The 24,639-nt window shown below is 73.4% G+C and carries 24 protein-coding genes; 15 read left to right on the top strand and 9 right to left on the bottom strand.

From position 1 onward, the window contains the following. Positions 1-57 precede the first annotated feature (57 nt). Positions 58-969, bottom strand: coding sequence for a hypothetical protein (locus C2865_RS34245; RefSeq protein ID WP_106402787.1), 912 nt, complete (start codon positions 967-969; stop codon positions 58-60). A gap of 186 nt (positions 970-1,155) precedes the next feature. On the opposite strand from C2865_RS34245, the gene C2865_RS34240 reads away from it, so the two are divergent. Continuing rightward, positions 1,156-1,569: a tetratricopeptide repeat protein gene (locus tag C2865_RS34240; RefSeq protein ID WP_232835953.1), complete on the top strand. Its 414-nt coding sequence runs from the start codon at positions 1,156-1,158 to the stop codon at positions 1,567-1,569. A 3-nt stretch (positions 1,570-1,572) separates the two neighbouring features. Next, positions 1,573-2,559 carry an HAD-IIA family hydrolase gene (locus tag C2865_RS34235; protein WP_106402786.1) on the top strand — a complete coding sequence of 329 codons (987 nt, stop codon included), beginning with the start codon at positions 1,573-1,575 and terminating at the stop codon, positions 2,557-2,559. On the opposite strand, the gene C2865_RS34230 is transcribed toward C2865_RS34235, so the two are convergent. The 5 genes from C2865_RS34230 to C2865_RS34210 all read right to left on the bottom strand — a co-directional run bounded on the left by C2865_RS34230 (position 2,556) and on the right by C2865_RS34210 (position 7,085). Next, positions 2,556-4,718, bottom strand: a complete 2,163-nt coding sequence (locus C2865_RS34230) for an MMPL family transporter (protein WP_198653800.1) — start codon at positions 4,716-4,718, stop codon at positions 2,556-2,558. The genes C2865_RS34235 and C2865_RS34230 overlap by 4 nt on opposite strands. Positions 4,719-4,835: 117 nt before the next feature. Next, positions 4,836-5,105 (bottom strand): hypothetical protein, encoded by a 270-nt coding sequence (locus tag C2865_RS34225; RefSeq protein ID WP_106402784.1) that lies wholly within the window; start codon positions 5,103-5,105, stop codon positions 4,836-4,838. After that, complete coding sequence (locus C2865_RS34220) at positions 5,105-5,443, bottom strand: ArsR/SmtB family transcription factor (RefSeq protein ID WP_106402783.1); 339 nt, start codon at positions 5,441-5,443, stop codon at positions 5,105-5,107. The genes C2865_RS34225 and C2865_RS34220 overlap by 1 nt, the downstream gene beginning before the upstream one ends. Positions 5,444-5,559: 116 nt before the next feature. Then, complete coding sequence (locus tag C2865_RS34215) at positions 5,560-6,450, bottom strand: nitroreductase/quinone reductase family protein (RefSeq protein ID WP_106402782.1); 891 nt, start codon at positions 6,448-6,450, stop codon at positions 5,560-5,562. A gap of 293 nt (positions 6,451-6,743) precedes the next feature. Beyond that, positions 6,744-7,085, bottom strand: a complete 342-nt coding sequence (locus C2865_RS34210) for an SCP2 sterol-binding domain-containing protein (protein ID WP_106402781.1) — start codon at positions 7,083-7,085, stop codon at positions 6,744-6,746. 169 nt (positions 7,086-7,254) lie between these two features. Between C2865_RS34210 and C2865_RS40340 the strand changes: the two genes are divergently transcribed. The 13 genes from C2865_RS40340 (at position 7,255) to C2865_RS34145 (ending at position 22,263) form a co-directional block, all read left to right on the top strand. After that, on the top strand, positions 7,255-7,431 hold the full coding sequence (locus C2865_RS40340) for a hypothetical protein (protein ID WP_198653799.1): 177 nt from the start codon (positions 7,255-7,257) through the stop codon (positions 7,429-7,431). Further along, a complete protein-coding gene (locus C2865_RS34200; protein ID WP_106402779.1) occupies positions 7,428-8,225 on the top strand; it encodes a TlyA family RNA methyltransferase in 798 nt (265 codons plus the stop codon). Before C2865_RS40340 ends, C2865_RS34200 begins: the two co-directional genes overlap by 4 nt. After that, the gene (locus C2865_RS34195) at positions 8,222-9,118 is read left to right on the top strand and encodes an NAD kinase (protein WP_106402778.1); all 897 of its coding nucleotides are present in this window, start codon (positions 8,222-8,224) and stop codon (positions 9,116-9,118) included. Before C2865_RS34200 ends, C2865_RS34195 begins: the two co-directional genes overlap by 4 nt. A gap of 76 nt (positions 9,119-9,194) precedes the next feature. Further along, entirely contained in the window at positions 9,195-10,904 is a 1,710-nt protein-coding gene (recN, locus tag C2865_RS34190; protein WP_106402777.1) for a DNA repair protein RecN, read from the top strand. A gap of 49 nt (positions 10,905-10,953) precedes the next feature. Beyond that, positions 10,954-12,192 carry a putative cytokinetic ring protein SteA gene (steA, locus tag C2865_RS34185; RefSeq protein WP_106402776.1) on the top strand — a complete coding sequence of 413 codons (1,239 nt, stop codon included), beginning with the start codon at positions 10,954-10,956 and terminating at the stop codon, positions 12,190-12,192. Next, positions 12,189-13,160: a copper transporter gene (locus C2865_RS34180; protein ID WP_106402775.1), complete on the top strand. Its 972-nt coding sequence runs from the start codon at positions 12,189-12,191 to the stop codon at positions 13,158-13,160. The genes steA and C2865_RS34180 overlap by 4 nt, the downstream gene beginning before the upstream one ends. Next, complete coding sequence (locus C2865_RS34175) at positions 13,157-14,026, top strand: hypothetical protein (RefSeq protein WP_106402774.1); 870 nt, start codon at positions 13,157-13,159, stop codon at positions 14,024-14,026. The genes C2865_RS34180 and C2865_RS34175 overlap by 4 nt, the downstream gene beginning before the upstream one ends. Then, positions 14,023-15,624, top strand: coding sequence for a murein biosynthesis integral membrane protein MurJ (murJ, locus tag C2865_RS34170; RefSeq protein WP_106402773.1), 1,602 nt, complete (start codon positions 14,023-14,025; stop codon positions 15,622-15,624). The genes C2865_RS34175 and murJ overlap by 4 nt, the downstream gene beginning before the upstream one ends. A gap of 312 nt (positions 15,625-15,936) precedes the next feature. After that, positions 15,937-17,070, top strand: coding sequence for a glycosyltransferase (locus C2865_RS34165; RefSeq protein WP_106402772.1), 1,134 nt, complete (start codon positions 15,937-15,939; stop codon positions 17,068-17,070). A gap of 103 nt (positions 17,071-17,173) precedes the next feature. Continuing rightward, positions 17,174-19,354: an acyl-CoA dehydrogenase family protein gene (locus C2865_RS34160; RefSeq protein ID WP_106402771.1), complete on the top strand. Its 2,181-nt coding sequence runs from the start codon at positions 17,174-17,176 to the stop codon at positions 19,352-19,354. A gap of 163 nt (positions 19,355-19,517) precedes the next feature. Next, entirely contained in the window at positions 19,518-20,033 is a 516-nt protein-coding gene (locus C2865_RS34155; RefSeq protein ID WP_106402770.1) for a hypothetical protein, read from the top strand. Continuing rightward, positions 20,030-20,893 carry an AAA family ATPase gene (locus C2865_RS34150; protein ID WP_106402769.1) on the top strand — a complete coding sequence of 288 codons (864 nt, stop codon included), beginning with the start codon at positions 20,030-20,032 and terminating at the stop codon, positions 20,891-20,893. Before C2865_RS34155 ends, C2865_RS34150 begins: the two co-directional genes overlap by 4 nt. After that, a complete protein-coding gene (locus tag C2865_RS34145; RefSeq protein ID WP_106402768.1) occupies positions 20,893-22,263 on the top strand; it encodes a vWA domain-containing protein in 1,371 nt (456 codons plus the stop codon). Before C2865_RS34150 ends, C2865_RS34145 begins: the two co-directional genes overlap by 1 nt. Before the next feature lie 321 nt (positions 22,264-22,584). On the opposite strand, the gene C2865_RS34140 is transcribed toward C2865_RS34145, so the two are convergent. The 3 genes from C2865_RS34140 to C2865_RS34130 form a co-directional block, all read right to left on the bottom strand. Beyond that, positions 22,585-23,121 (bottom strand): TetR/AcrR family transcriptional regulator, encoded by a 537-nt coding sequence (locus C2865_RS34140; protein WP_106402767.1) that lies wholly within the window; start codon positions 23,119-23,121, stop codon positions 22,585-22,587. A gap of 91 nt (positions 23,122-23,212) precedes the next feature. Further along, positions 23,213-23,548, bottom strand: coding sequence for an SPW repeat domain-containing protein (locus tag C2865_RS34135; RefSeq protein ID WP_106402766.1), 336 nt, complete (start codon positions 23,546-23,548; stop codon positions 23,213-23,215). A 161-nt stretch (positions 23,549-23,709) separates the two neighbouring features. After that, positions 23,710-24,624 carry a helix-turn-helix domain-containing GNAT family N-acetyltransferase gene (locus C2865_RS34130; RefSeq protein ID WP_106402765.1) on the bottom strand — a complete coding sequence of 305 codons (915 nt, stop codon included), beginning with the start codon at positions 24,622-24,624 and terminating at the stop codon, positions 23,710-23,712. Positions 24,625-24,639 lie beyond the last annotated feature (15 nt).

The raw sequence follows: 24,639 nt of genomic DNA, 5'->3' as shown, positions 1-24,639 counted from the left end.
CGAAGTACTCACGTTCGGTTCAAGTCCTGGACGGGCCCGGGTGATTCCCGGGTTCCGTCACAACCGCGAGTAGCCGTAACCCACGTGCAGGGGGTCCATGATCTTGTCGAGGAGCTTCTCGGTGATCCGGCCTTTGCGGGCGCCGTTGTCGATACCGCGCTTCTTGCAGGACTGGAAGGTGACGAAGAGGGTGCTGCGCCGACCGGAACGGTCCTTGAAACGGAGGACGACGTCGGGATACGGGGCGGCGCCCCCCGAGCACTGGGAGGCCGGGACGTCCTTGTTGCCGCCGCGCCGTGCCTTGTTGAGCGCCGAGGCCAGGCGCCTGGCCTCGGCGCCGCTCAGACGGTAGGAGGCGTCGATGGGGAGGCCGTGCTTCTTGACGGCCTTGCGGTCGTCGTCGAACATGCCGCCGCCGTAGTGGCAGACCGAGACGGAGACCGGAGAGACGGGGGCCAGGGTGGAGCCCTTCACCCCGCCGGGCCGTTGCGGGGCGCGGCGGCTGTCGGAGGGACAGCCGTTCGCGTCGGTTCTGACGAAGCGGAGGGTGTCGAGGATGCGGGTGGTCCTGGATCGGCTGAGGGTGCGGACGGTCAGGACCAGAGCGGCGGACGGGACCTTGACGTAACCGGCGTAACGGCCGTCGGGAAGCCTCTCCTCCAGCCGGCTGCCCTTCCTCCCCGACACGGTGACCTCGGCGGGGGTGCCGGTGAGCCGCACGCCTTCCGGCTGGGACTCCTCGTAGTCGAGGATGGCCAGTTCCTTGCGCGGCGACTCGGGGGTGTAGCACGCCAGTTCGGGGCCCGAAGACCTGACCACGCTGGGGGCGTCGCTCATGAGGCAGCCGAAGTCGTTGGTCTTCCAGCCGCCCGGGACCTTGATCTCGGCGCCGCGGGTGCCCTCGATCCGCCACTTCGCCGGAGCGGCCGAGGCGTGCAGCGGGAGCGAGGCGGCGCCCAGGGCGGCCACGGCCAGGAGAACAAGGGCGCGTGTCGAAGACGCGCGGCGCGGAACGGCCATGAGGAACCCCGGTCTGCTCGGTGGAAATCGCGTCAGGCTACCGGTGAACGGCCTTGGAGATCATCGTTTCGCGGTACGAGCGAAGGATCGGTGTGTTCGGTGCCGGGGCATAGTAGGGATGGAGGTGTATGGGAGGTGCACGCTTTGGTTCAAGATTCAGATGAGCCGAAGGAGACCCCGCCGGACGTCTACGACCTTTATTCGCGCGGTATGCGGCTGCTGGACTCGGGAAGCCCGGCGGCGGCCGCGCAGTTGCTGGCCAGGGCGGTGGAGGCGGAACCGCATTCCCCCAGCCTCCGGGAGGCGCTGGGGCGGGCGCTGCTGGGGGCGCGGCACTACGCCGAGGCCGCCGAGAGCTTCCAGTCGATCATCGAGGAGAATCCGGCGGAGGACTACGCCCGGTTCGGGCTGGGCCTGGCGCTGAGCCGGATGGGCGAGTTCGAGGCCGCGGTGGAGCACCTGGCGCTGGCCGCGGCGATGCGGCCGGAGAACCGGGACTACGCCTCAGCGTTGCGGCATGCCCGAGCCACCCTCGACTCCCGGAGATGACGAATGCTGATCGACGCCTACGACGTGGCGCTGCTGGACCTGGACGGGGTCGTCTACCGAGGCCGCCGTCCGGTGGAGAACGCCGCCGATTCCCTGGCCAAGGCGCGGGCCCAGGGGATGCGGCTGGCCTATGTGACGAACAACGCGTCACGGACGCCCAGCGCCGTCGCGGGGCTGCTGACGAGCCTGGGCGTCCCGGCCACGGCCGAGGACGTGGTGACCTCCGCGCAGGCCGCCGCCCGGCTGCTCGCCGAACGCCTCCCGGCCGGGGCGAGGGTGCTGGTGGTCGGCGACACCGCTCTGCGGCACGCGCTGTACGCGCAGGGCCTGACGCCCGTCTCGACGGCGGCCGAGCGCCCGGAGGCCGTCGTCCAGGGGTTCTCGCCGAACCTGGGGTACGGCCTGATCGCCGAGGGCGCCCAGGCCGTCCGGAACGGTGCGCTGTTCGTCGCCTCCAACGGCGACTTCACCGTCCCGGCCCCCTCCGGGCCGCCCAAGCCCGGCAACGGCTCGCTCTCCCAGGTGATCAGGTACGCCACCGGCGTCGCCCCGATCGTCACCGGCAAGCCCGAGACGCCCCTGCACCGCGAGAGCATCCTGCGCACGGGCGCCGAACGCCCCCTGATCGTCGGCGACCGCCTCGACACCGACATCGAGGGCGCCCACAACGGCGGCGCCGACAGCCTCCTGGTCTTCACCGGCGTGAGCGACCCCCTGATGGCCCTGACGGCCCCGCCGCACCACCGCCCCACCTACCTGGCGCCCGACCTGACCGGCCTGCTCGTCGAGCACCCCCCGGTCGAGGAGCGGGCCGGCGTCCACACGTGCGGCGGCTGGTCGGCCGCCTGGGACGGTCCCGCGGTGCGGCTCAGCGGCGGCGGGAACCCCTGGCACGGCCTGTACGCCCTGGCCGCCGCCGCCTGGCGCGACGAGGCGCCGGCTCCCCGCGAGGCGGTCGAGCCGGCTCTCGCCGGTCTCCGGCTGGGCTAGGAGGCCACCGGTTGCGCCTCCGGGCGGCGGGCGGTCGCCGGGACGGGCCACAGGCGGTCGCCGAGCAGGGTGAGCGCGGCGGGCAGCAGCACCCCGCGGATGAGGGTGGCGTCGAGCAGGATGGCGGCCGAGAGGCCGACGCCCATCATCTTGTACTCGATCGCCGACAGCACCGCGAAGACGCTGAAGGCGGCGACCATGACGGTCGCGGCGCTGGTCACGACCCCGGAGCCGGTGCCGATGCCCGCCACGATCGCCTCCTTCACCGGCGCTCCCGCCGCTCGGTGCTCGCGGACGCGGCTGAGGACGAACAGGTGGTAGTCCATGCTCAGCCCGAAGAGGATCACGAACATGAACAGGGGCAGCCAGCCGATCACCCCGCCGTAGGGGGTGAATCCGAGCACGGAGCCGAAGTGGCCGTCCTGGAAGACCCAGGTGAGGACGCCGTACGCCGCGCCCAGGGACAGCAGGTTGAGGACGATCGACATCAGCGCGATCGCCGGAGAGCGGAACGAGGAGGCCAGCAGCACGAACGCCAGGGCGAGGACGAAGCCGACGACCAGCGGGGAGCGTTCGGTGATCCGCTCGGTGAAGTCGCGCGCGAAGGCGGTCTTGCCGGAGACCGCGTAGTCGACGCCGTCCAGGGGGCCGAGCGCGGCGGGTGCCTTTCGGGCCCGCAGGTCCTCGAGGGAGCGGTCGGCGGTCTCGCCGGTGCCGAAGTGCGCGAGCGGCACGCGGGCGACCAGGACCCGGCCGGCGCGGGCCGTGGAGATCGGCCCCAGCTCGTCCACCGCCCGCCGGACGCCGGGCTCGTCCAGCGCGCCGGGCCGCTTCTCCCACAGGACGACCCAGGCGGGAGACGGGGTTCCGGGGAAGGCCTCCTGCATGCGCAGCGCCGCGTCCACCACGGGAACCGTCCGGGGGAGGCTGTCGGTGACGGCGGCGTCCTGGAGCCGCATGCCGAACGCCGGGACGGTCATCACGACCAGCGCGAGGACCGCCAGGCCGCCGGACCAGAGCGGGCGGCGGACCACGAAGCCCGCCACGGCCGTCCAGAAACGGGACTTTCCGGCCTCGGCGCGGCGGCCCAGGAAGGGCAGCCGCGCCCGGTCGACCCGCGGGCCGAGCGCCGCCAGCAGCGCGGGCAGGACGGTGACCGAGCCGACCATCGCCATGCCGACGACGAGGAGCGTCCCGGCGGTCAGGCCCTTGAAGTTGTCCAGGCCGGTGAACAGCAGGCCCGTGAGGCACACCATCACGGTGAGCCCGGACAGGACCACGACGTGCCCGGACGTCCGCGCGGTGATCTCGAGGGCTTCCACGACGCCGCGTCCGGCCGCCCTCTCCTCGCGGGAGCGGCGCAGGTAGAAGAGCGAGTAGTCGATGCCGACCGCGACGCCGATCAGCAGGACGATGGAGGAGGCCGCGCTGTTGACCGGGACCCAGTGCGCGGCCACCTGGAGCAGGCCGAACGCGCCGAGCACGCTGGTGATCGCCAGCAGGAGCGGGATTCCGGCGGCGATGAGCGAGCCGAACACCACGAGGAGGATGACGACGGTGAGCGGCAGGGAGAAGAACTCCGCGCGCTTCATGTCGTCCTTGATGCCCTCGTTCACCGCGTCGGACAGGCTCTTGTCCCCGGCCTGCGCGACCCGGACGTCCGGGTGGAGCGCGGCGACCCGCCCGACCTCCGAGCGGATCGCGTCGTAGTGGGCCGAGAACTCCTCATGGGGCCCGGCGATCTGGAAGTTGACCAGGGCGGAGCGGCCGTCGGAGGACAGGAGGCCGTCCTCCTCCAGCGGCGAGCGCAGCGCGGTGACCGCGCCGGGCAGCGACCGCAGGCCCGCGGTCAGCTCCTCGACGGCGCGCCGGGCGGGGGAGCCCGCGACGGCCGGTCCGGGGCCGTCGCCGCGGGGCTGGACGAGGACGTTCTCCTGTGACGGGACGTAGGCGGTCTGCGCGTCGAGGACGCGGTCGGCCCGGCCGGACTCGCCGGGATCGGTGCTGTTCACCGGTGCCAGGCCGAGCAGCGGGCCCGCCAGCACGGAGACGGCCACCAGGGCGAGCCAGCCGGTGATCGCCGCCGCCCGGTGCCGTACGGACCAGCCGGCGATCCGCTCCACCAGCGGGCCGAGGGGGGATTTGCGTTCAGGCAGCACGAACTGCTGTCCTTTCCCTGAAGGGGCGTTCTGTGAGAGCCCGCCCCACGGGGCGGGATGGCGTTTCTTCATCCGGGCCGCCGAGTTGCCGCTCGGCGGCCCGGGACGTTCACCGGGTCATTCGACGGTGCGCAGCACCCGGTCCAGGGAACGCATCCGCTCGTCCAGCGAGGCGAGCCGGCCGTCGATCTCGGTGAGCCGCCTGTCGGTGTCCTGCCGGGCCGTCGCGGCGGCCTCGGCGAGCTTGCGGTACTCGTCCTCGCGGGCCAGCACCGCGCGGGCGCGGACCGTCGCCCCGACCTGCAGGATGATCACGGTGATCACCGTGGTGATGAAGGCGAAGATGCCCACAGCACCGGCGACCTCCGCCAGTTCGTGCCCGTCCATCAGCCTGATCCTTTCGTCTCGTCCCCGGGAACGGTCAGCGTGCGCACCGCGGCCTCGACGGCCTGCGGTGTGAGCTCGATCGCGAACGGGTTGACCTCGTAGTACCTCAGCGCCTTGCCGTCGTCCGACAACTCCGTCCGCGCGGTCACCAGGCCCGCTGCCTCCAGCTTGCGCAGGTGGACCTGGAGCAGGGGCCTGCTGATCCCCAGCCGCCGCGCCAGCCGGCTCACGTAGTCGTCCTCCCTGGCCAGCTCCGCCAGTACCCGCAGCCGGTGCGGGTTGGCCAGCGTGCTCAGCACGCGCAGCAGTTCGTCTCCGCTCGGGCCGGATCGGCTCACGACGTGTCCTCGTACATGCAAACAAAAGTTAGCACATGCTTGATCGAATTTGCAGGTATGGAACGGGCGAACCGCCCCGTCCGTGGCGCGGACGGGGCGGTTCGCGGGGGCGTGGCTCAGGCGGGGGCCGGCGGGAGGGGGATCTCGGCCAGAGCGGGTAGCAGGGACTCCTCCTCGTAGTCCAGGTGGGCCTGGAGCTCTTCGGACATGCGCTTCAACTCGGCGCGGAAGCGCTCCGGATCGGCGGTGGAGACGCCTTCCAGCAGGGCGAGGAGCTCCGCCTGGATGCGGGCGACCGTCACGTGCTCCTCGCGGAGCCGGGCGAGCGCTTCGCGCAGGCGGGGGTGGTGGCTCTCGAGCGCGGGGAAGAGGTGGTCGTCCTCGCTGGTGTGGTGGAACTTCAGGGACTCGCAGAAGGCCAGGCAGTGCTGGCGCAGCTGGAGGCCCAGGGCCGGGGGAGCGCCGGGACCGCCGCGCTCCCGATCGGAGAAGTAGGCGTCGGCCTCGGCCCGCACGTGCTGGAGCTGCGAGCGCAGCCAGGTGTGCACCTCCAGCAGCTTGCCGGCCAGGTCGGCGGGCGGGGGAGCATCCGCCTCGGGCTCCGAGCGCTGGAGCATGACGACCGGGATGGTGCGGGACGTCTGCTTCTGGTAGTCGGCGTAGCCGGGGGCCGCCTCGACGGCCTTGGTGAAGAGGGCCTCCCGCCGTGCGCCCTCGGCGGGGACGGCGATGGCGCCGTACGTCTCGGCACCGATCTCGACGCGGACCATGGGATGGGCGAGCAGGTTGCGGTACCAGGCGGGGTGGCGGTCGGAGCCTCCGGCGGAACCCACGACGAGCAGGTCCGCGCCGTCGCGCACGTAGCCGAGGGGAACGGTGTGCTCGCGGCCGGACCGGGCGCCGGTGGTGGTCAGCAGCAGGAGGTCGCCGCCCTCGAAGGGGCCGCCGACCCGGCCGCCGTTGGCGCGGAACTCCTCGATGATCGCGTCGTTGAAGGACGAAGGCATGGGTGTTCGAAACTCCAGGGGAGAAGAAGGGTCGCGAAGAACGCGGAAGACGAAAGGCCGTGAAGGCGAGAACGCACGGCGAAGCGGAGGACCGCTTGCGGAGAAAAGGGGGGCCGTACGGGACGGCGGGCGTCAGATGCGCGAGGAGGGGATGCCCATGGCTCGGCTCCTTCGTTTCAGGCGCCGCCCGATCACCGGCCTGCCCACTGCTCTCTGGCCGGTGTCACGCGGACACGGAGGTCATGAAACAGTTCTCCCCCGGAATTGTCAACGGGAAGATCACGGGGCGGGGGTCACAGGACCTTGCGCAGCCGCAGCAGGTCCAGGACGCTGGCCTCGATCCGGAGCCTGCCGGTGGCCCAGGCCTTGGTGGGGCTGAGGCGGTCGGCGGCGAGGTCGACCAGGTCGCGGGCGGCGATCGTCAGGCGCACCTGCGCGGACCTCGGGTCGCCGGTGGGGCTGAAGGGCGCCACGCCGTCCTTGCTGAGCCGGCTGGCGTAGGACACGTCCAGGTCGCTGATGTGGCAGCTGATCGTGCGGTCGACCGCGTGTTCGGCCCACTTGCCCGGATCGACCTCGTCGAGACGGGACACGAGGTCGGCCAGGGCGGCCTCACACTCCTCCACCGTCGCCATGACAGGCCCATTCCCCGTTCCGTCGACATCATCCGACATCATCGTCGTCACAGGACGGTAGCGTTCTTCGTGTGCCGCACGCGAACCGCGGCACGCCGGGAACATCGAATCCTCCTGGGACGCCCGGTCTGCACGGGCAGAGTGATCGTCGAGTGTGATGGGCGGGGAGATGGAGCCAGGGTCCACCGGGGACGAGCGGGTCGACGCCGTGCTGGCCGTCCTCGGCACGCTGCCGGGGACGCCGGTCGCCGGGCATGTCGCGGTCTTCGAGCGGGTGCATCTCGGCCTGCAGGAGGTCCTCGCCGACACCGACGGACCGGCCCGCGACGGGCGGCCGGCCGGATGAGCCGCCGCAGGCTCGACGCCGAGCTGGTCCGGCGCAAGCTCGCCCGCTCCCGCGAACACGCCGGACAGCTGATCGCCGAGGGGCGGGTGAAGGTCGGCGGCCAGGTCGCCGCCAAGGCCGCCACCCAGGTCGAGACGTCCGCGGCGGTGGTGGTCGAACAGCACGACGACGGGCCCGAGTACGTCTCCCGGGGCGGCCACAAGCTCGCCGGGGCGCTGGAGGCCTTCGCCGGGCTGAAGGTCGAGGGGCGGCGCTGCCTGGACGCGGGCGCCTCCACCGGCGGCTTCACCGACGTGCTGCTGCGCGCGGGCGCCGCGCACGTGGTGGCGGTCGACGTCGGCTACGGGCAGATCGCCTGGTCGCTGCGCACCGACGAGCGGGTCACCGTGGTCGAGCGGCTCAACATCAGGGACATGACGCCCGAGCACGTCGGCGAGCCGCCCGAGCTCGTCGTCGGCGACCTGTCGTTCATCTCCCTGACCAAGGTCCTGGCGCCGATCCGGGCGTGCGTCTCGCCCGGCGCCGACTACGCGATGATGGTCAAGCCCCAGTTCGAGGTGGGCAGGGAGCGCGTCGGCGCGGGCGGGGTCGTCCGCGATCCGGAGCTGCGCAAGGAGGCCGTGCGCGGGGTCGCGGCGTACGCGGCGACCCTCGGGCTCGGCGTCCTGGGCGTGGCGGCCAGCCCGCTTCCGGGCCCGTCGGGCAACGTCGAGTACTTCCTGTGGCTGCGGGCGGGTGCTCCACCGCTGGCCGAGGAGGACCTGGAACGGGCGGTGGCGGAGGGACCCCGATGACCCGCACCGTGCTGATCATGGCGCACACCGGCAGGCCCGGCGCGGTCACCAGCGCCCGGCTGGTGATCCGGCAGCTGGAGGACGCCGGGATCGGCGTGCGGGTGCTGGAGGAGGAGGCCGAGGACATCGGCTGCGCCAGGGCCGAGGCCTGCCCGGCCGACCGGGCGGCCGGCGAGGGCGCCGAGCTGGTGATCGTGCTGGGCGGTGACGGCACCCTGCTGCGCGCCGCCGAGCTGACCCGCGAGACCGGCACCCCGGTGCTGGGCGTCAACCTGGGCCACGTCGGGTTCCTGGCCGAGGCCGAGCGGGCCGATCTGGCGGCGGTCGCGGCGCGGGTCGTCGCCGGCGAGTACGACGTCGAGGAGCGCATGGCGATCGACGTCCTGGTGCGCCACAACGGCACCGACCACCGCACCTGGGCGCTGAACGAGGCCTCGGTGGAGAAGGTGGCGCGGGAGCGGCTGCTGCAGCTCGTCGTCGGCATCGACGGGCGCCCGCTGTCGCACTGGGGCTGCGACGGGGTGGTGGTCGCCACCCCGACCGGGTCCACCGCCTACGCCTTCTCGGCGGGCGGCCCCGTGGTGTGGCCGGAGGTCGAGGCGATGCTGGTGGTGCCGATCAGCGCGCACGCCCTGTTCGCCCGGCCGCTGGTGGTCTCCCCGACCTCCACGGTCGCCGTCGAGGTGACCCAGGAGAACGAGGGGGCCGTACTGTGGTGTGACGGGCGCAGGACCGTGGACCTGCCGCCGGGGGCCCGGGTCGAGGTGCGGCGCAGCGAGGTTCCGGTGCGCCTGGCGCGGCTGCACCTCACCCCGTTCACCGACCGGCTGGTGACCAAGTTCGGGCTTCCCGTCGCGGGTTGGCGGGGGCGCGTTCGCACACAGGAGCGATAACCTTTCCGCCGGGTCGGATGTCCGGTCCGGCGGAGAAACGGTACGCGCGAGCGGATGAGGTGTCCCCTTGAGACCGATGGTCGAAGAGGTCCGGATCAAGGGCCTTGGCGTCATCGACGAGGCCGTGCTGGAGCTGTCGCCGGGCTTCAACGTGGTGACGGGCGAGACCGGCGCCGGCAAGACCATGGTGGTGACCAGCCTCGGGCTGCTGTTCGGCGGCAAGGGCGACCCGAGGCGGGTGCGCCCGGGAGCCGACAAGGCCGTCGTGGAGGGCCGGATCGTGCTCGACCCGGCGGGCCGGGCCGCGGCGCGGGTGGAGGAGACCGGCGGCGAGCTCGACGAGGACGCGCTGATCATCACCCGCACGGTGTCGGCCGAGGGCCGCTCCCGCGCCCATCTGGGCGGGCGCTCGGTGCCGGTCGGCACGCTGCTGGCGCTCGCCGACGACCTGGTGGCCGTACACGGCCAGTCCGACCAGCAGCGGCTGCTGCAGCCCGGCCGCCAGCGCGAGTCGCTGGACCGCTACGCGGGCGCCGAGCTGGTCAAGCCGCTGCGCGAGTACACCCAGGCCTACCAGCGCCACCGCGAGGTCAGCAGGCTCCTGGAGGAGCTGACGACCCGGGCCCGCGAACGCGCCGACGAGGCCGAACGGCTGCGCTTCGGGCTGGAGGAGATCGAGAAGGTCGACCCGCGGGCCGGTGAGGACGTGGAGCTGGCCGCCGAGGACGAGCGGCTCGCCAACGCCGACGCGCTGCGCACGGCCTCCAACACCGCGCACGAGGCGCTCCTGGGCGACCCGTCGCAGGCGGAGGCCTTCGCCGACGTCACCAGCCTGCTGGGCACCGCGCGCGGCGCGCTGGAGGCCGCGCGCGACCACGACCCGGAGCTGGGCGTGCTGGCCGACCGGCTGGCCGAGGCCGGCTACCTGATCGCCGACATCGGCGGCGAGCTGGCCGCCTACACCGAGTCCGTCGAGGCCGACCCGCAGCGGCTGGCCGCCGTCCAGGAGCGCCGGGCCGACCTGTCGATGCTCGCCCGCAAGTACGGCGGCAGCGTGGACGAGGCGCTGGCCTGGGCGCGGGACGCCGCCGTGCGGCTGCAGGAGCTGGAGGGCGACGACGAGCGGATCACCGGCCTGGAGGCCGAGGAGGCCGAGCTGGCCGAGCGGCTGCACGAGCTGGCCGCCCGGGTGACCGAGGTGCGCCAGGCCGCGGCCGAGCGCTTCTCCGAGGCGGTCACCGCCGAGTTGTCGGCGCTGGCCATGCCGCACTCGTGCATCGTGGTCGCGCTCACCCGCACCGCCGGGTTCACCCCGCACGGCGTCGACGAGGTCGAGCTGCGGCTGGCCGGGCATCCGGGAGCGCCCGCGCTGCCGCTGAACCGGGGCGCCTCCGGCGGCGAGCTGTCGCGGGTGATGCTCGCCATCGAGGTGGTCTTCGCCGGCGCCGACCCGGTCCCCACCTTCGTCTTCGACGAGGTCGACGCGGGCGTGGGCGGCAAGGCCGCGGTCGAGATCGGCCGCCGCCTGGCCAAGCTGGCGCGGACCGCGCAGGTGATCGTGGTCACCCACCTGCCGCAGGTCGCGGCGTTCGCCGACCAGCACCTTCTGGTCGAAAAGTCCGATGACGGCACCGTGATCCGCAGCGGTGTGCAAACCTTGGACACCGACGCCAGGGTCCGGGAGCTCTCCCGGATGCTGGCCGGGCTGGAGGACAGCGAGCTCGGGCGCGCCCACGCCGAGGAGCTGCTGGAGATCGCGGCCCGGGACAAGGACGGACACGCCTGACCCGTCGGCGGGACGACGGGTTGTACGGCTCTGGCAGGATGTAGAGGTCATGAGCGAACCGGGGGCCGAATCCGACACGCGTGCGCGATCACGCTTGCGCGGCGTGCGCCTCTTCGGCCTGCGCAGATCCGGCGCGGGGGACGACCACTCGGGATTGAGCGGCACCGCCCGGCTGGACAAGCGCACCAAGAACCTGGCCAAGCGCCTGCAACCGGGCGAGATCGCGATCATCGACCACGTCGACCTCGACCGGGTCGCCGCCGACTCGCTGGTGACGGCGGGGATCGCCGCCGTCGTCAACGTCTCGCGCAGCATCTCGGGGCGCTACCCCAACCTCGGCCCGGAGATCCTCATCGAGGCCGGCATCGCGGTGCTCGACGACGTCGGCCCGGAGATCTTCGAGAAGGTCTCCGAGGGCGACGTGCTGCGGCTGGACGGCGCCTCGGTCTACCGCGGCGAGGAGCTGGTCGCCAAGGGCATCCGGCACACCGCCGAGACCGTCGAGGCGGCCGTCGAGGAGGCCAAGGCCGGCCTGTCGGCCCAGCTGGAGTCGTTCGTCTCCAACACGATGGAGTACGTCAAGAAGGAGCAGGAGCTCCTCACCGACGGCGTCGGCGTCCCGGACGTGCGCACCTCGTTCGAGGGCAGGCACGCGCTGATCGTCGTGCGCGGCTACCACTACCGCGAGGACATCGCCACGCTGCGCCCCTACATCCGCGAGTACAAGCCGGTGCTCATCGGCGTCGACGGCGGCGCGGACGCGCTGCTGAAGGCCGGGTACAAGCCCGACATGATCGTCGGGGACATGGACTCGGTCTCCGACGAGGCGCTCACCTGCGGCGCCGAGATCGTCGTGCACGCCTACCGGGACGGCCGCGCGCCCGGCCTCAAGCGGGTCGAGGAGCTCGGCCGGGACGCGGTGCTCTTCCCCGCCGCGGCCACCAGCGAGGACTGCGCGATGCTGCTGGCCGACGACAAGGGCGCCCAGCTCATCGTCGCGGTCGGCACCCACATGAACATGGTCGAGTTCTTCGACAAGGGCCGCGCCGGCATGTCCAGCACCTTCCTGACCCGGCTGCGGGTGGGCAGCAAGCTGGTCGACGCCAAGGGCGTGAGCCTGCTGTACCGCAGCCGGATCTCCTCCTCGGCCCTGCTGGTCCTGGTGGCGGCCGCCCTGGTCACCATGGTCGCGGCGCTGGTCGTCTCACCGCCGGGACCCGACCTCATGTCCGCACTGGTGGAGCACTGGCACTCCTTCCTCTTCTGGCTGACCGGATTCTTCACGTGATCGATTTCCGTTACCACCTCGTCTCCATCGTCGCCGTCTTCCTCGCCCTGGCGACGGGGCTGCTGCTGGGCTCCACGACCACCGTCCAGGAGGCGTCCCAGAAGGTCGTCGAACAGAACGTGCAGGTCATCCAGCGCAACAACGACGAGCTGCGGGCGCAGGTGACCGCCCAGGGCGACCAGCTGGCGGGCGAGGACAGGTTCGCCGAGATGGTCGGCCCGCAGATCCTGGCCGACCGGCTGAAGGACGAGTCCGTGCTCTTCGTCCTGGCGCCCGGCGCCGAGGAGGGCATGCGCACCGGCCTGGACGCGGCGGTCAAGGACGCCGGCGGCACCGTCACCGGCTGGGTGAGCCTCACCGACAAGTTCCTCTCCGACGACCAGGCGCAGGCCATCGACCAGCTCGCCGAGGTCCACAAGCCCGCCGAGCTGGCCTACCCCGAGGGCGCGGACGCCTACGTCAAGGCGGGGACGCTGCTGGCGGCCATGCTGGTGACCGAGGACGCCGAGAAGGCCGGGCACGAGGAGGTCGGCTCGGGGTCGGTCCTGCAGGGTTTCCGCGACCAGGGTCTGCTGACCACCGGCGGAAAGCCGGGCGCCCGTGCCACACTCGCGGTAGTGGTGGCCCCGGCGAGCCCGTTCGAGGGCGACGGCGCGGAGCAGGACAACGACGCGCTGGTCGCGCTGACGGTGGCGCTCGACCGCGGCACCCGTGGCACCGTGGCGGCCGGAGACGCCTCCTCGGCGGGCACGGGCGGGTTCCTGTCCGCGCTGCGCTCGTCGGAGACGGCCTCGTCGGTCTCCTCGGTGGACGCCGCGGACACCGCCTCCGGGCAGGTCGTCACCGTCCTGGCGCTCAACGTGGAGATGAGCGGGCGGTCCGGCCACTACGGCACCGGGTCGGACGTCAGCGGCTACCTGCCCGACCCTCTGCCCACCGTTCCGACCACCTCCGGAGAGAAGCCGTGAAGCGTCTCCTGATCGGCACAGTCCTCGGCGCCGCCGCCGCCCGCGCCGCCTACACCGCGCTCACCCGCCGCCCGCCCGGGTTCAACGGGCTCACCGGGCAGGAGGTGTGGGGCCGCGTCAACCACCGCGCCGAGCCGGTCACCCTGCTGGAGGGCCCGGCGTTCGTGGCCGCCTCCGCCGCGGCGGGGCTCCTGGCCCCCGGCCTGCCCGGCCGGATGCGCGCCGCCGCGCTGGTGGCGGGCGCCGCCTCCGGCGTGCTGGGCGCCTACGACGACCTGGCCGGCGACGGCTCCTCGCGCGGGTTCAAAGGCCACCTGTCGGCGCTGGCCCGCGGCGAGGTGACGACCGGCGCGGTCAAGGTGCTGGGCATCGGCGCGACCGGCCTGGCCGCCGCGGCGCTCGCCGGCTCCCCGGCCCGCACGCTGGCGGGCAGGACGCTGGACACCCTGCTCAACGGGGCGATCATCGCCGCCGGGGCGAACGTGATGAACCTCTTCGACCTGCGGCCCGGCCGGGCCATCAAGGTGGGCCTGATCACCGGGCTGCCGCTGGCCGCCGGGGCCGGGGCCGCCGTGGTCGCCGCCCCGCTGGGCGCGGCCGTGGCGCTGCTGCCCGAGGACCTGGGCGAGCGGGCGATGCTCGGCGACGCCGGCGCCAACGCGCTGGGCGCGCTGCTGGGCCTGTCGGCCACGCGGCTGGCGCTGCCGGCCCGGCTGGCGGTGCTGGGCGGCCTGGTGGCGCTGAACGCCGCCAGCGAGTACGTCAGCTTCACCAAGGTCATCCGGGAGAGCCCCCCGCTGAACTGGCTGGACATGCTGGGCCGCCGCCCGGTCGAGACCAAGCCGGAGCCCGTCCAGGTCCGGTGAGACGCCTTGCGAGCGGTATCGCCGGCGCCGCCCTCCTCATCGCCGTCCTCACCGTCCTGTCGCGCGTCGCCGGGTTCGGCCGCACCGCGGTCTTCTCCCAGACGGTCGGCGCGTCGTGCCTGAGCGACGTGTACTTCACCGCCAACCACGTGCCGAACATCGTGTTCGAGATCGTCGCGGGGGGCGCGCTGGCCAGCATGGTGGTGCCGGTGCTGGCGGGGCCCGTCGAGCGCGGCGACACCGAGACCGTCCGGCGCACGGCCTCGGCGATGCTCACCTGGGTGCTGATGCTGCTGGTGCCGCTGGCGCTGCTGGTGGCGCTGCTGGCCGGGCCGATCATGGCGCTGCTCAGCCAGGGCGATCTCGGGGGGTGCGACGCCGCGGCGTACCGGGCGATCGGCGCGCGGATGCTGGTGGTGTTCGCGCCGCAGATCGTGATGTACGGGCTGGCGGTCGTGCTGTACGGGGTGCTGCAGTCCCACCGGAGGTTCACCGGCCCCGCCCTGGCGCCCCTGCTGTCCAGCCTGGTGATGATCGGGGCCTACCTGGCCTACGTCCCGCTGATGGGCGGGCACGACCCCCGCCGCCTGCCGGAGGTGCCCCGCGACGCCGAGCTCGTGCTCTCGGTCGGCACGACGGTCGGGGTGTCGGCGATGGTCGTCGTGGCGCTGGTGGCCGGGTGGCCGCTGCGGCTGCGGTTGCGGCCCGCGCTGCGCTTCCCCGCCGGGGTGGGGCGCCAGGTGCGCGTGCTGGCGTTCGCCGGGCTGGCGACGGTGGTGGCGCAGCAGCTGGCGACGCTGGCGATCCTGGTGCTGAAGAACGACGGCACGCGGGCGGCGCTGACCCACTACACCTACGCCTGGGCGATCTACCTGCTGCCGTGGGCGATCCTGGTGGTGCCGGTCGCCACCAGCGCCTTCCAGTCGTTGTCGGCACGCTTCCAGGACGCCGATCCGTCCGGTTTCGACCGGATCGCCGCGAGCACCACCCGGGTGGTGGTCCTGGTCTCCTGCCTGGGCGCGGCCCTGGTCGTCGCGGTCGCGGTGCCGGTCGCCTGGTTCTTCGACCCTCCTGGGCAGAGCACGGACGCCCAGCCCGAGGTGCTGGCGCGGGCGCTGCTGGCGTTCGCGCCGGGCCTGCTCGGCTACGGGCTGGTCGCCCATCTGGGCCGCGCCCTGTACGCCTGCGACCGGGGCAGGGAGTCGGCGCGGGCCGTCGTCATCGGCTGGGTGACGGTGCTCGTCGCGGACGTCGTGCTCGTCCAGGTCGTTCCCAAGGACTGGGTGGTGGCGGCCTTCGGCTTCGGCAACGCCGCGGGCATGAGCGTGGCCGGGGCGCTGCTGCTGGTGGCGCTGGTGCGCGCCCGGGGCGCGGCCGCCGTCGAGGGGCTGCCCAGGGCGGCGCTGGGCGGCCTGCTGGGCGGCTCGGTGGGCGCGGCGGCCGGGTACTCCGTCGCCCGCGCCTTCGGGGTGGACGGCCAGGTGCACAACCTGCTGGGCGCGGCCGCCGCCGCGCTGGCCGCCGTGATCGTCTTCGGCGCGCTCGCCGCCTTCACCGCCAGGGACGACCTGCGGGAGATCCTGGCGCGGCGGAGGTGATCGGCCCGGACGGGGGGTAGGGATCCGAGCACGACCTTGATCGTCGCGTTCGTCCGCGGGCGGACGCGGGCCCGGCGGCGTGCCGCCCGTGCCCGGACGCGGGCCGGGCGTTCTGCGGGAGGACGTGCTCCGGGCGGCGCGCCGTCCACGACCGGACGGGCGGTGGACGATCCACGGGAGGACGCGGGCCGCGCGGCCCGCGACCGGACACGCGCCGGACCGTCCACAGGTGTGCTCCGGAGGGCGGGCGGCCGGGCTACGGTCAGGGGAACGGGCCGTCCGGGGGAAGTACGACTACGGCGAGGTGAGGACATGGACGAAGGGCACGGCATGAAGGTCGCGCTGGTGCTGGCCACCAGCGCGGGGGGGATCGGGTCGCATGTGAGGTCCGTGGCGGCGGGGCTGGCGGCCCGGGGCGCGCGGGTGCTGGTGTGCGGGCCGGAGTCCACCGAGAAGACCTTCGGGTTCACCGGGCCGGGGGTGCGGTTCGCCCCGGTGGAGATCTCCGACCGGCCACGGCCCGGAACCGACCTCAAGGCGGTGGCCCGGCTGCGCTCGCTCGTCCGCGGGGCCGACGTGGTGCACGCGCACGGGCTGCGCGCCGGGGGGCTGGCGGTGCTGGCCCGCGGCAGGCTCGAGGGGCTGCGGGTGGAGACGGGCCCCCCGGTGGTGGTCACCCTGCACAACGCGGTGCTGGAGGGCGGGGCGGTCGGGGCCGCCTACGCCGTCCTGGAGCGGCTCGTGGCGCGCGGGGCCTCCGGTGTGCTGGGCGTCTCGCCCGACCTGGAGGAGCGCATGCGCGCGCTGGGAGCGCGCCGGGTCGGCCACGCGCTGGTGCCCTCGCCCCAGATGGACAGGAAGGCCGACCCGGACGCGCGGGAGCGGCTGCGCGAGGAGCTCGGCCTGGGCGACCAGCACGCGGTGCTGACGGTGGCGCGGCTGGCCGACCAGAAGGGCCTGTTCGACCTCCTGGAGGTGGCCGGCTGGCTGCGCGAGAAGGAGACGCTCTTCCTGCTGGTGGGGGACGGCCCGCTGGACGGGCGGCTGCGTGAGCGGATCGCCGCCGACGACCTGCCCGTCCGGCTGCTGGGGCGGCGCGACGACGTCCCGGAGCTGCTGACCGCGGCGGATCTCGTCGTGGTGCCGAGCCTGTGGGAGGGCCAGCCCCTGTTCGTCCAGGAGACGCTGCGGGCGGGCCGCCCGCTGGTGGCCACCCGGGTCGGCGGCATCCCCGGGATGACGGGCGACGCGGCGGTGCTGGTGCCCCCGCGGGACGCAGGGGAGCTCGCCAAGGCGGTCACCTCGGTGCTGGAGGACCCGGAGCGCGCCCGCTCCCTGGCCGAGGCCGCGGCGCGGCGGGGCCGCGAGCTGCCCGGCGAGGACGAGTCGGTGGCCCGGCTCCTGGAGTACTACCGGGGCTTCCTCAGGGGGCGGGGAGGTGAGTAGAGTCACCTCTCCAGTGTGGTTGAATCCCGTTCTAGAATAACCCTCGACTGCCGGGCCGCACCCCTGGGCGGAGCCGGGTCGGGACGACTGGAGAGGTGTGCGCATGGCCATCGGGCTGACCGAGGAGCACGAGGACCTGGCCGCGTCGGTGCGGGGCTTCGCCGAGCGTTACGTGACGCAGGCGGTGGTACGCGCCGCGCTGGACGCCGAGGAGGAGGCCAGGCCCGCCTTCTGGCCCCAGCTGGCCGAGCAGGGCCTGCTGGGCCTGCACCTGCCGGAGGAGCAGGGCGGCCAGGGCTACGGGCTGCTGGAGCTGGCCGTGGTCGCCGAGGAGCTGGGCCGCGCCGCCGCGCCGGGCCCGTTCCTGCCCACCGTGCTGGCCAGCGCGGTGATCGCCTCCTCCACCAACGCCAAGGCGCACGGCCTGCTGGCCGGCCTGGCCGACGGCTCCCGCACCGGCGCGCTCTGCCTGGCCGGCGGCTTCACCGCCGTCCGCGAGGGCGACGCGCTGGTCGTCAGCGGCTCGGCCGAGCCGGTGCTGGGCGCGGGCATGGCCGACGTGATCGTGCTGAAGGCCGGCGGGGACTGGGTGGCCGTCGACGCCGCCGCGCTGACCGTCACCGCCCGCCCGAGCCTGGACAAGGTGCGCCGCTCCGGCCGCGTCGAGGCCGAGAACCTCTCCGTCCCGGCCGAGCGGGTGCTCGACGGCGTCACCGACGAGCGCGTGGGCGACCTGGCCGCCGTCCTGCTGGGCGCCGAGAGCATCGGCGCGGCGTCCTGGGGCGTGACCACCGCCGCCGAGTACGCCAAGGTCCGCGAGCAGTTCGGCCGGCCCATCGGCCAGTTCCAGGGCGTCAAGCACAAGGCCGCCCGCATGCTCATCGGCCTGGAGCAGGCCCGTGCCGCCGTCTGGGACGCCGCCCGCGCCGTGGGCGACAACGCCGAGGACGCCCGGTTCGCCGCCGCCGTCGCCGCCGTGATCGCCCCCGACACCTGCGCGCAGATCGCCCGCGACGCCATCCAGATCCTCGGCGGCATCGGCTTCACCTGGGAGCACGACGCCCACATCTACCTGCGCCGCACGCTGACCAACAAGGCGCTGTCGGTCTCGGCGCACGACGCCGCCACCGCGGTGGCCGAGCTGGCGCTGGCCGGCGGCCGCCGCGAGGTCGAGCTGGAGCTGGACGAGGACACCGCGCCGGTGCGCGAGCGCATCCGCGCCGAGATCGCCGAGCTCAAGGCCGTCGAGGACCGCCAGGCGCTGAACGCCAAGATGGGCGACGAGGGCTGGACCGTCCCGCACTTCCCCAAGCCCTGGGGCCGCGGCGCGAACCCGATCGAGCAGATCCTCATCCAGCAGGAGCTGCGGGCCGCCGGCGTCAAGGCGCCCAACCTCGTCATCGGCGCCTGGCTGGTGCCGTCCCTGGTCGCCTACGGCACCGAGGAGCAAAAGGAGCGCTTCCTGCGTCCCACCCTGCGCGGCGAGATCATCTGGTGCCAGCTGTTCTCCGAGCCGGGCGCCGGCTCGGACCTGGCCGCCCTGTCGATGAAGGCCGAGCGGGTCGAGGGCGGCTTCCGGCTGACCGGCCAGAAGATCTGGACGTCGGTCGCCCACCGGGCCGAGTGGGGCTTCTGCATCGCCCGCACCAACCCCGACGCGCCCAAGCACGAGGGCATCACCTACTTCCTGGTGGACATGAAGGCACCCGGCGTGGACGTGCGCCCGCTGCGCGAGCTCACCGGTGACGCATTGTTCAACGAGGTCTTCCTCGACGACGTGTTCGTGCCGGACGACTGCGTGGTCGGCGAGGTCGACAAGGGCTGGCAGGTCACCCGCAACACCCTGTCCAACGAGCGGGTCTCGCTGTCCACCGGCGGCGGCCTGGGCATGGGCGTGCCGGAACTGCTGTCCTGGTTCCAGGGCAGGGAGCTGTCGCCGCAGACCGCGGCCGAGGTCGGCAGGCTCGTGGCCGAGGGCCAGTCGATCGACCTGCTGGGCCTGCGCACCACCCTCAAGCAGCTGTCGGGCGTCAACCCCGGCGCCGAGGCCTCGGTCCGCAAGCTGCTGGGCGTGCAGTTCAACCAGAACGTCGCCGACTACTGCTGGGCGAGCCAGGGCGACCTGGCGGCGGTCGAGGAGCTGATGGCCCCGACCGGCATCGTCGCGCGGGCGATGCTGTTCAGCCGGGCCATGACGATCTACGGCGGCACCACCGAGGTGCAGCTCAACATCATCGGCGAGCGGCTGCTGGGCCTGCCGCGCGACCCCGAGCCCGGCAAGTAGGCCGCGTGCCCGGCTCCGCGCCCCGAACGGGGCGCGGAGCCGGCCGCCGCGGGTCCGGGCACGGTCCCGCGGCGAAAAGGCAGTGGATCATGACGTGGCCTCTACCGATGGGTACACTTCACGCCCGGACCCGACGCCCCCCACAGTCCCACCCGGAGGCCCCGTGAAACCCCTCGCTCTCGTCCTCGCCGGAATGCTGGCCCTCACCGCCTGCGGCGGGGGGAGTGAGAACCCCGAGCCCGAGACGTCCGCGTCCGCCGAGGCCTCCCAGCCCGCCGCCCAGGACTCCGACGCCCCGGGCCTGGCGCCCAAGAGCGGCGCCCCGCTGGCCGAACCCACCGAGAGCGGCAAGCCCGCGCCGACCCCCAAGCCCAACCAGGTCAAGGCGCTGGTCGGCACCTGGCAGGGCGACACCCCGGCCAAGGAGCACTTCGTCTTCACCGCCGACGGGTCGGGCAAGCTGGTCGCCTCCGGCAAGGAGCTGTGGGCCGGCACCGTCATCCCCGCCGGAAAGAAGATCTACCGGCTCTCCTGGCAGGGCACCGACCCCGGCGCGGCCTACTGGCAGATCGAGCTGAACGCCGGCGGCGACGAGATCACCTTCGCCGCCAACGCCCAGGTGTACAAGAAGGTCAAGAAGCCCGCCGCGGCGGACACCACAAAGAAACCGACCACATGACGCTCTTCACCTCCCCGGAGCAGACCGCCGGGGCGCTGGCCACCACCGGATACCTCGCGGATTCGGCCATCGCCACCACGGTCTTCCTCGCCGACGCCCTCGGCAAGCCCCTGCTGCTGGAGGGGCCCGCGGGCGTCGGCAAGACCGAGCTCGCCAAGGCCGTCGCCGCCGCCACGGGGGCCGAGCTCATCCGCCTGCAGTGCTATGAGGGCCTCGACGAGGCCCGCGCCCTGTACGAGTGGAACTACAAGAAGCAGCTGCTGCGCATCCAGGCGGCGGGCGACGCCTCCTGGGAGTCCACCCACGACGACATCTTCACCGACGAGTTCCTGCTGGAGCGGCCGCTGCTGGCGGCCATCCGCCGGGAGGGGCCGACGGTCCTGCTCATCGACGAGACCGACAAGGCCGACGTCGAGGTGGAGGGGCTGCTGCTGGAGGTGCTGTCGGACTTCCAGGTGACCATCCCGGAACTCGGCACGATCACCGCCGTGCACCGCCCGTTCGTCGTCCTGACGTCCAACGCGGCGCGCGAGCTGTCGGAGGCGCTCAAACGCCGCTGCCTCTACCTGCACCTGGAGTACCCGACGCTGGAGCGGGAGCGCGACATCGTCCTGTCGCGCGTCCCCGACCTGGAGGCCGGGCTCGCCGAGCAGCTCGTCAAGGTCGTCGGCACGCTGCGCTCCCTGGAGGTCAAGAAGCCGCCGTCCATCGCCGAGACGATCGACTGGGCCCGCACCCTGCTGGCGCTGGGCCGCGACACCCTGGACGAGGGCACCGTGCGCGCCACCCTCGGCGTGGTGCTCAAGCACGTCGCCGACCAGCAGAGGGCCGTCAAGGAGCTCCACCTGGACGGCCGCTGATGGGGCTGGTCGACCGGCACACCGGCTTCGTGCAGGCGCTGCGGGAGGCCGGGCTGCCGGTGTCGCCGGCCGAGGGGCTGGACGCGGCGCGGTCGTTGCGGCACATCGACCTGCTGGAGCGGGAGACGCTGCGGGCCGTCTACGCGGCGACGCTGGTGAAGCGGCCGACGCACCGGCCGCAGTTCGACGTGCTGTTCGACCTGTGGTTCCCGGCGGCGCTGGGCGCGGGGGAGGGCAACACCGACCGTGACCCCGACGAGGACCGCCCCGCGACGCCGCCCGCGCTGGACCCGGAGGTCCAGCGGTTGCGGGATGAGCTGTTCGACCTGCTGCTGAACGGCGACGAGGCGGGCGTCCGGCGGTTCGCGCGCACGGCCGTCGGCCGGTTCGGGCGCACCAGGGGCGGCCAGTCGTGGTTGTCGTCACCGGTGGTGCGGGCCATGTCGGCCGACACCCTGATGGCGAGGCTGCTGCAGTCCGTGCTCAGCGAGCGCGGCGGTCTGGAGGAGAAGGCCGCGCGGCAGACGTTCCGCACCCGGATCACCGGGTTCGAGCAGGCGGTGGCGACCGAGGTGCGCCGCCGGATCGCCGAGGACACCGGGGTGGAGCGCACGTCCCGGGCCACCGCCCGGCCGCCGCTGGAGCAGCTCGACTTCGGCCGGGCGAGCCGCGCCGACCTGGCCGCGCTGCGCCGCGAGGTGCACCCCCTGGCCCGCCGGCTCGCCGCCCGCCTCGTGCAGCGCAACCGGCACGGCGACCGGGGCCGGCTGGACTTCCGCCGCACCGTCCGCGCCTCCCTGTCGACCGGCGGGGTCCCGCTGAACACCCACTTCAAGCCGCGGCGGCCGCACAAGCCCGAACTGGTCGTCCTGTGCGACGCCAGCGACTCCTGCCAGGCGTTCGCGCACTTCACCCTGCTGCTGACCTTCGCGCTGCGCGAGCAGTTCACCAAGGTCCGCGCCTTCGCCTTCATCGACGCCACCGACGAGATCACCAGGTTCTTCCAGCCCGGCGCCGACGTCGTGGACGCCATGACCCGCATGGCCCGCGAGGCCGACCTCGTCTGGCTGACCGGCCGCAGCAACTACGGCCACGCCTTCAAGACCTTCGACGAGAAGTACCCCGACGCGATCACCTCCAAGACGGCCCTGCTGATCCTCGGCGACGCCCGCTCCAACTACGGCCCGCTCTCCCTGCCCCTCGTCCGCGGCATGGCCCGCACCGCCCGCCACGCCTACTGGCTCAACCCCGAGCCCACCCGCGACTGGGACACCGGCGACTCCGCCGCCTCGGCCTACGGCGAGGTCATCGACATGCACGAGTGCCGCAACCTCACCCAACTGGCCGACTTCATCGAACTCCTCGCCTGACCCCGCCCCGGAGGCACACCCCGCGAGCTCCCGCGAAGACGACGACCGGCCCGGCCCCACTGCGGCGTTCGCCGCCGGGCCAGGCGACCTGCGCCTCGCTGCGGGTGCTCGGCCTGTGCCCTGGGGCTTCTGGGCGGGAGCCGGTAAGCAGGTCCTTGCTTCGCAGTGGGCGCTCGACCCGTGATCGGGGGCGTCTTGGCGGGCTTCCGGGCAGTGAACGGCGAACCGGCCCTCGCTTCGTCGTGGTGCTCGGCCGGTGTCCGAGGGCGTCTTGGCGGGAGCCGATCCTCGCCTCGCCGCGGTGTCGCTTTCGGGCAGGTGTCAGGTGAGGGCACGGGTGATGAGGTCGGCCAGGGCGTCGGGGTCGATGCGGTCGCCGGTGAGGTGGAAGAGGTTCTCCTGGTAGAGCAGGACGGTGGCGAAGGTGGCGGCGGCGATCTCGAGGCGGGCGGCGTCGCCGCGGGTGCCGGGGAGGGTGAGTTCGAGGGCGCGGCGGGCGCGGCGGACGAGTTCGCGGTTGAGGGCGGTGAGGCGGTCGCGGGCGGTGCGGTGGGTGTCGGCCTCGCGGAAGAGGATGCGGCGCATGCTGGGGGAGGCGCGGAGCGGGAGGCGGGAGGCCAGGCGGCGCAGGGCGCCCGCCGGGTCGGGGGGCAGGGGCTCCTCGGGCGGCTCCTCGATCTCGGTGCGTTCGTCGATCAGGGTGAGCAGGACGTCCATCTTCTGCGGGAAGTAGTGGAAGACCAGGCCCTTGGGGACCTCGGCGGCCAGGGCTATGCGGGCGGTGGACGTCGCCTCGTAGCCGGTCTCGGCGAACAGCGCCTCGGCGGCGTCGAGGATGCGGGTGCGTGAGTCGCTCATCGTCGTTCCCCCCGAACGGGCGTGGTCCCCGGACACCGGGGGTGCCGGGGACCACCTCGATCGCGTCGGCCGCGCGGACGGGCCGGGAGGATCAGGCCTCGCGGGTCCGGGACGCGGTGTACACGGCGTACAAGGCGACGATAACCGCCGCGCCGCCCGCGATCCATGCCGTCCAGGCCGCACCGTCCTGACCGGTGAACTGCCAGGCCCAGGGGGCGGTGAACAGGAGCGCGGCGAACGCCGCCCCGGTCCACGCGCCGGGGCCCGGCGCGCCGAGCAGCCCGTACAGGCCGGCCAGCGCCAGCAGCACGCCGAGCACCATCAGGGGGGTGCGTCCGGCGCCGTCGGCCCACAGGTCCGGCGCGAGCAGGGCCGCGAGTCCGGCCAGGAAGGCCACCGCGGCTTCGTAGGAGAACTTCAGGGACATCCGCCACCTCCGGAGGGTTGGACTTCTTCGTCCTGCCTCGAAAGTGCGCCTGATTGACCGTCCGGTCAATCAGGCGGACCGGTGACATCTCCCTTGCCCGGAGGAAAGATCGGCCTTACTTCGCTGGACGCGGACCCGGCGTGGTGGGTAAAGGCGGGTGATCAGAGCCGGAGCCGCCACCACTGGGCGGTGATCGCGTCGCCGAACCGCTCCTCGGCCTGCTCGGACTCCAGCTCGAACCCCGCCTTCACGTACAGGTGGCGGGAGGCGGCCAGTCCGGCGACCGTCCACAGGACCATCTCCCGGTAGCCCGCCGCCCTGGCGAAGGCCAGGCACTCGTCCACCAGCCGCTGCCCCAGCCCGAGGCCGCGGGCCTGGGGCTCGACCAGCAGCAGCCGCAGCTGGGCGACGTCCCCCGGCCGGTCGGCCCGCACGCAGAAGACGCTGCCCACCGGCTCCCCGTCGATCTCGGCGATCCAGGCGTTCTCCCGTGCGGGGTCGTGGTGCTCGCCGTACCCCGCGGCGACCCGGGCGACGAGCGCCTCGTAGGTGGCGTCCCAGCCCCGCTCCTCGGCGTAGAAGACCCCGTGCCGCCAGACGACCCATCCCAGGTCCCCCGGCCGCAGGGGGCGCAGGTCGAAGGGAGCGGCGGGGGCGCCCGCGAGGATCCTCCGCACGGCGTCCATCGCCCGCACCAGCCGGTGGCGCCGGTCGGCGGGCAGGCCCTCGAGCAGCCCCTCCACCTGGGCCGCCGAGCGGGTGTCCAGGCCGGCGAAGACCTCCCGGCCGCGCGGGGTCAGCCGGACGAGCTGGCGGCGCAGGTCCGCGCCGGAACGGGAGCGGACGACCAGCCCGTCGGCCTCCAGCCGGGCCAGCAGCCGGCTCAGGTATCCCGGGTCCAGGCCCAGGGACTCGCGCAGCCCGAGGGTCGCCAGGTCCCCGCCGCCCGACAGCTCGAACAGCAGCCGGGCCTCGGTCAGCGAGTAGGGGCTGTCCAGCAGCCCCTCGTCGAGCACGCCCAGCAGCCGGGTGTAGTCGCGGTTGAAGGTCCTGACCACCTCGATCTCATTATTCATTGACCCAGTCAAACA

The organism is Actinocorallia populi (assembly GCF_002995495.1).
Lineage (GTDB): Bacteria > Actinomycetota > Actinomycetes > Streptosporangiales > Streptosporangiaceae > Actinocorallia > Actinocorallia populi.
Note: the sequence above shows the minus strand (reverse complement) of the source record. Positions and strands in the feature narration are given on the sequence as shown.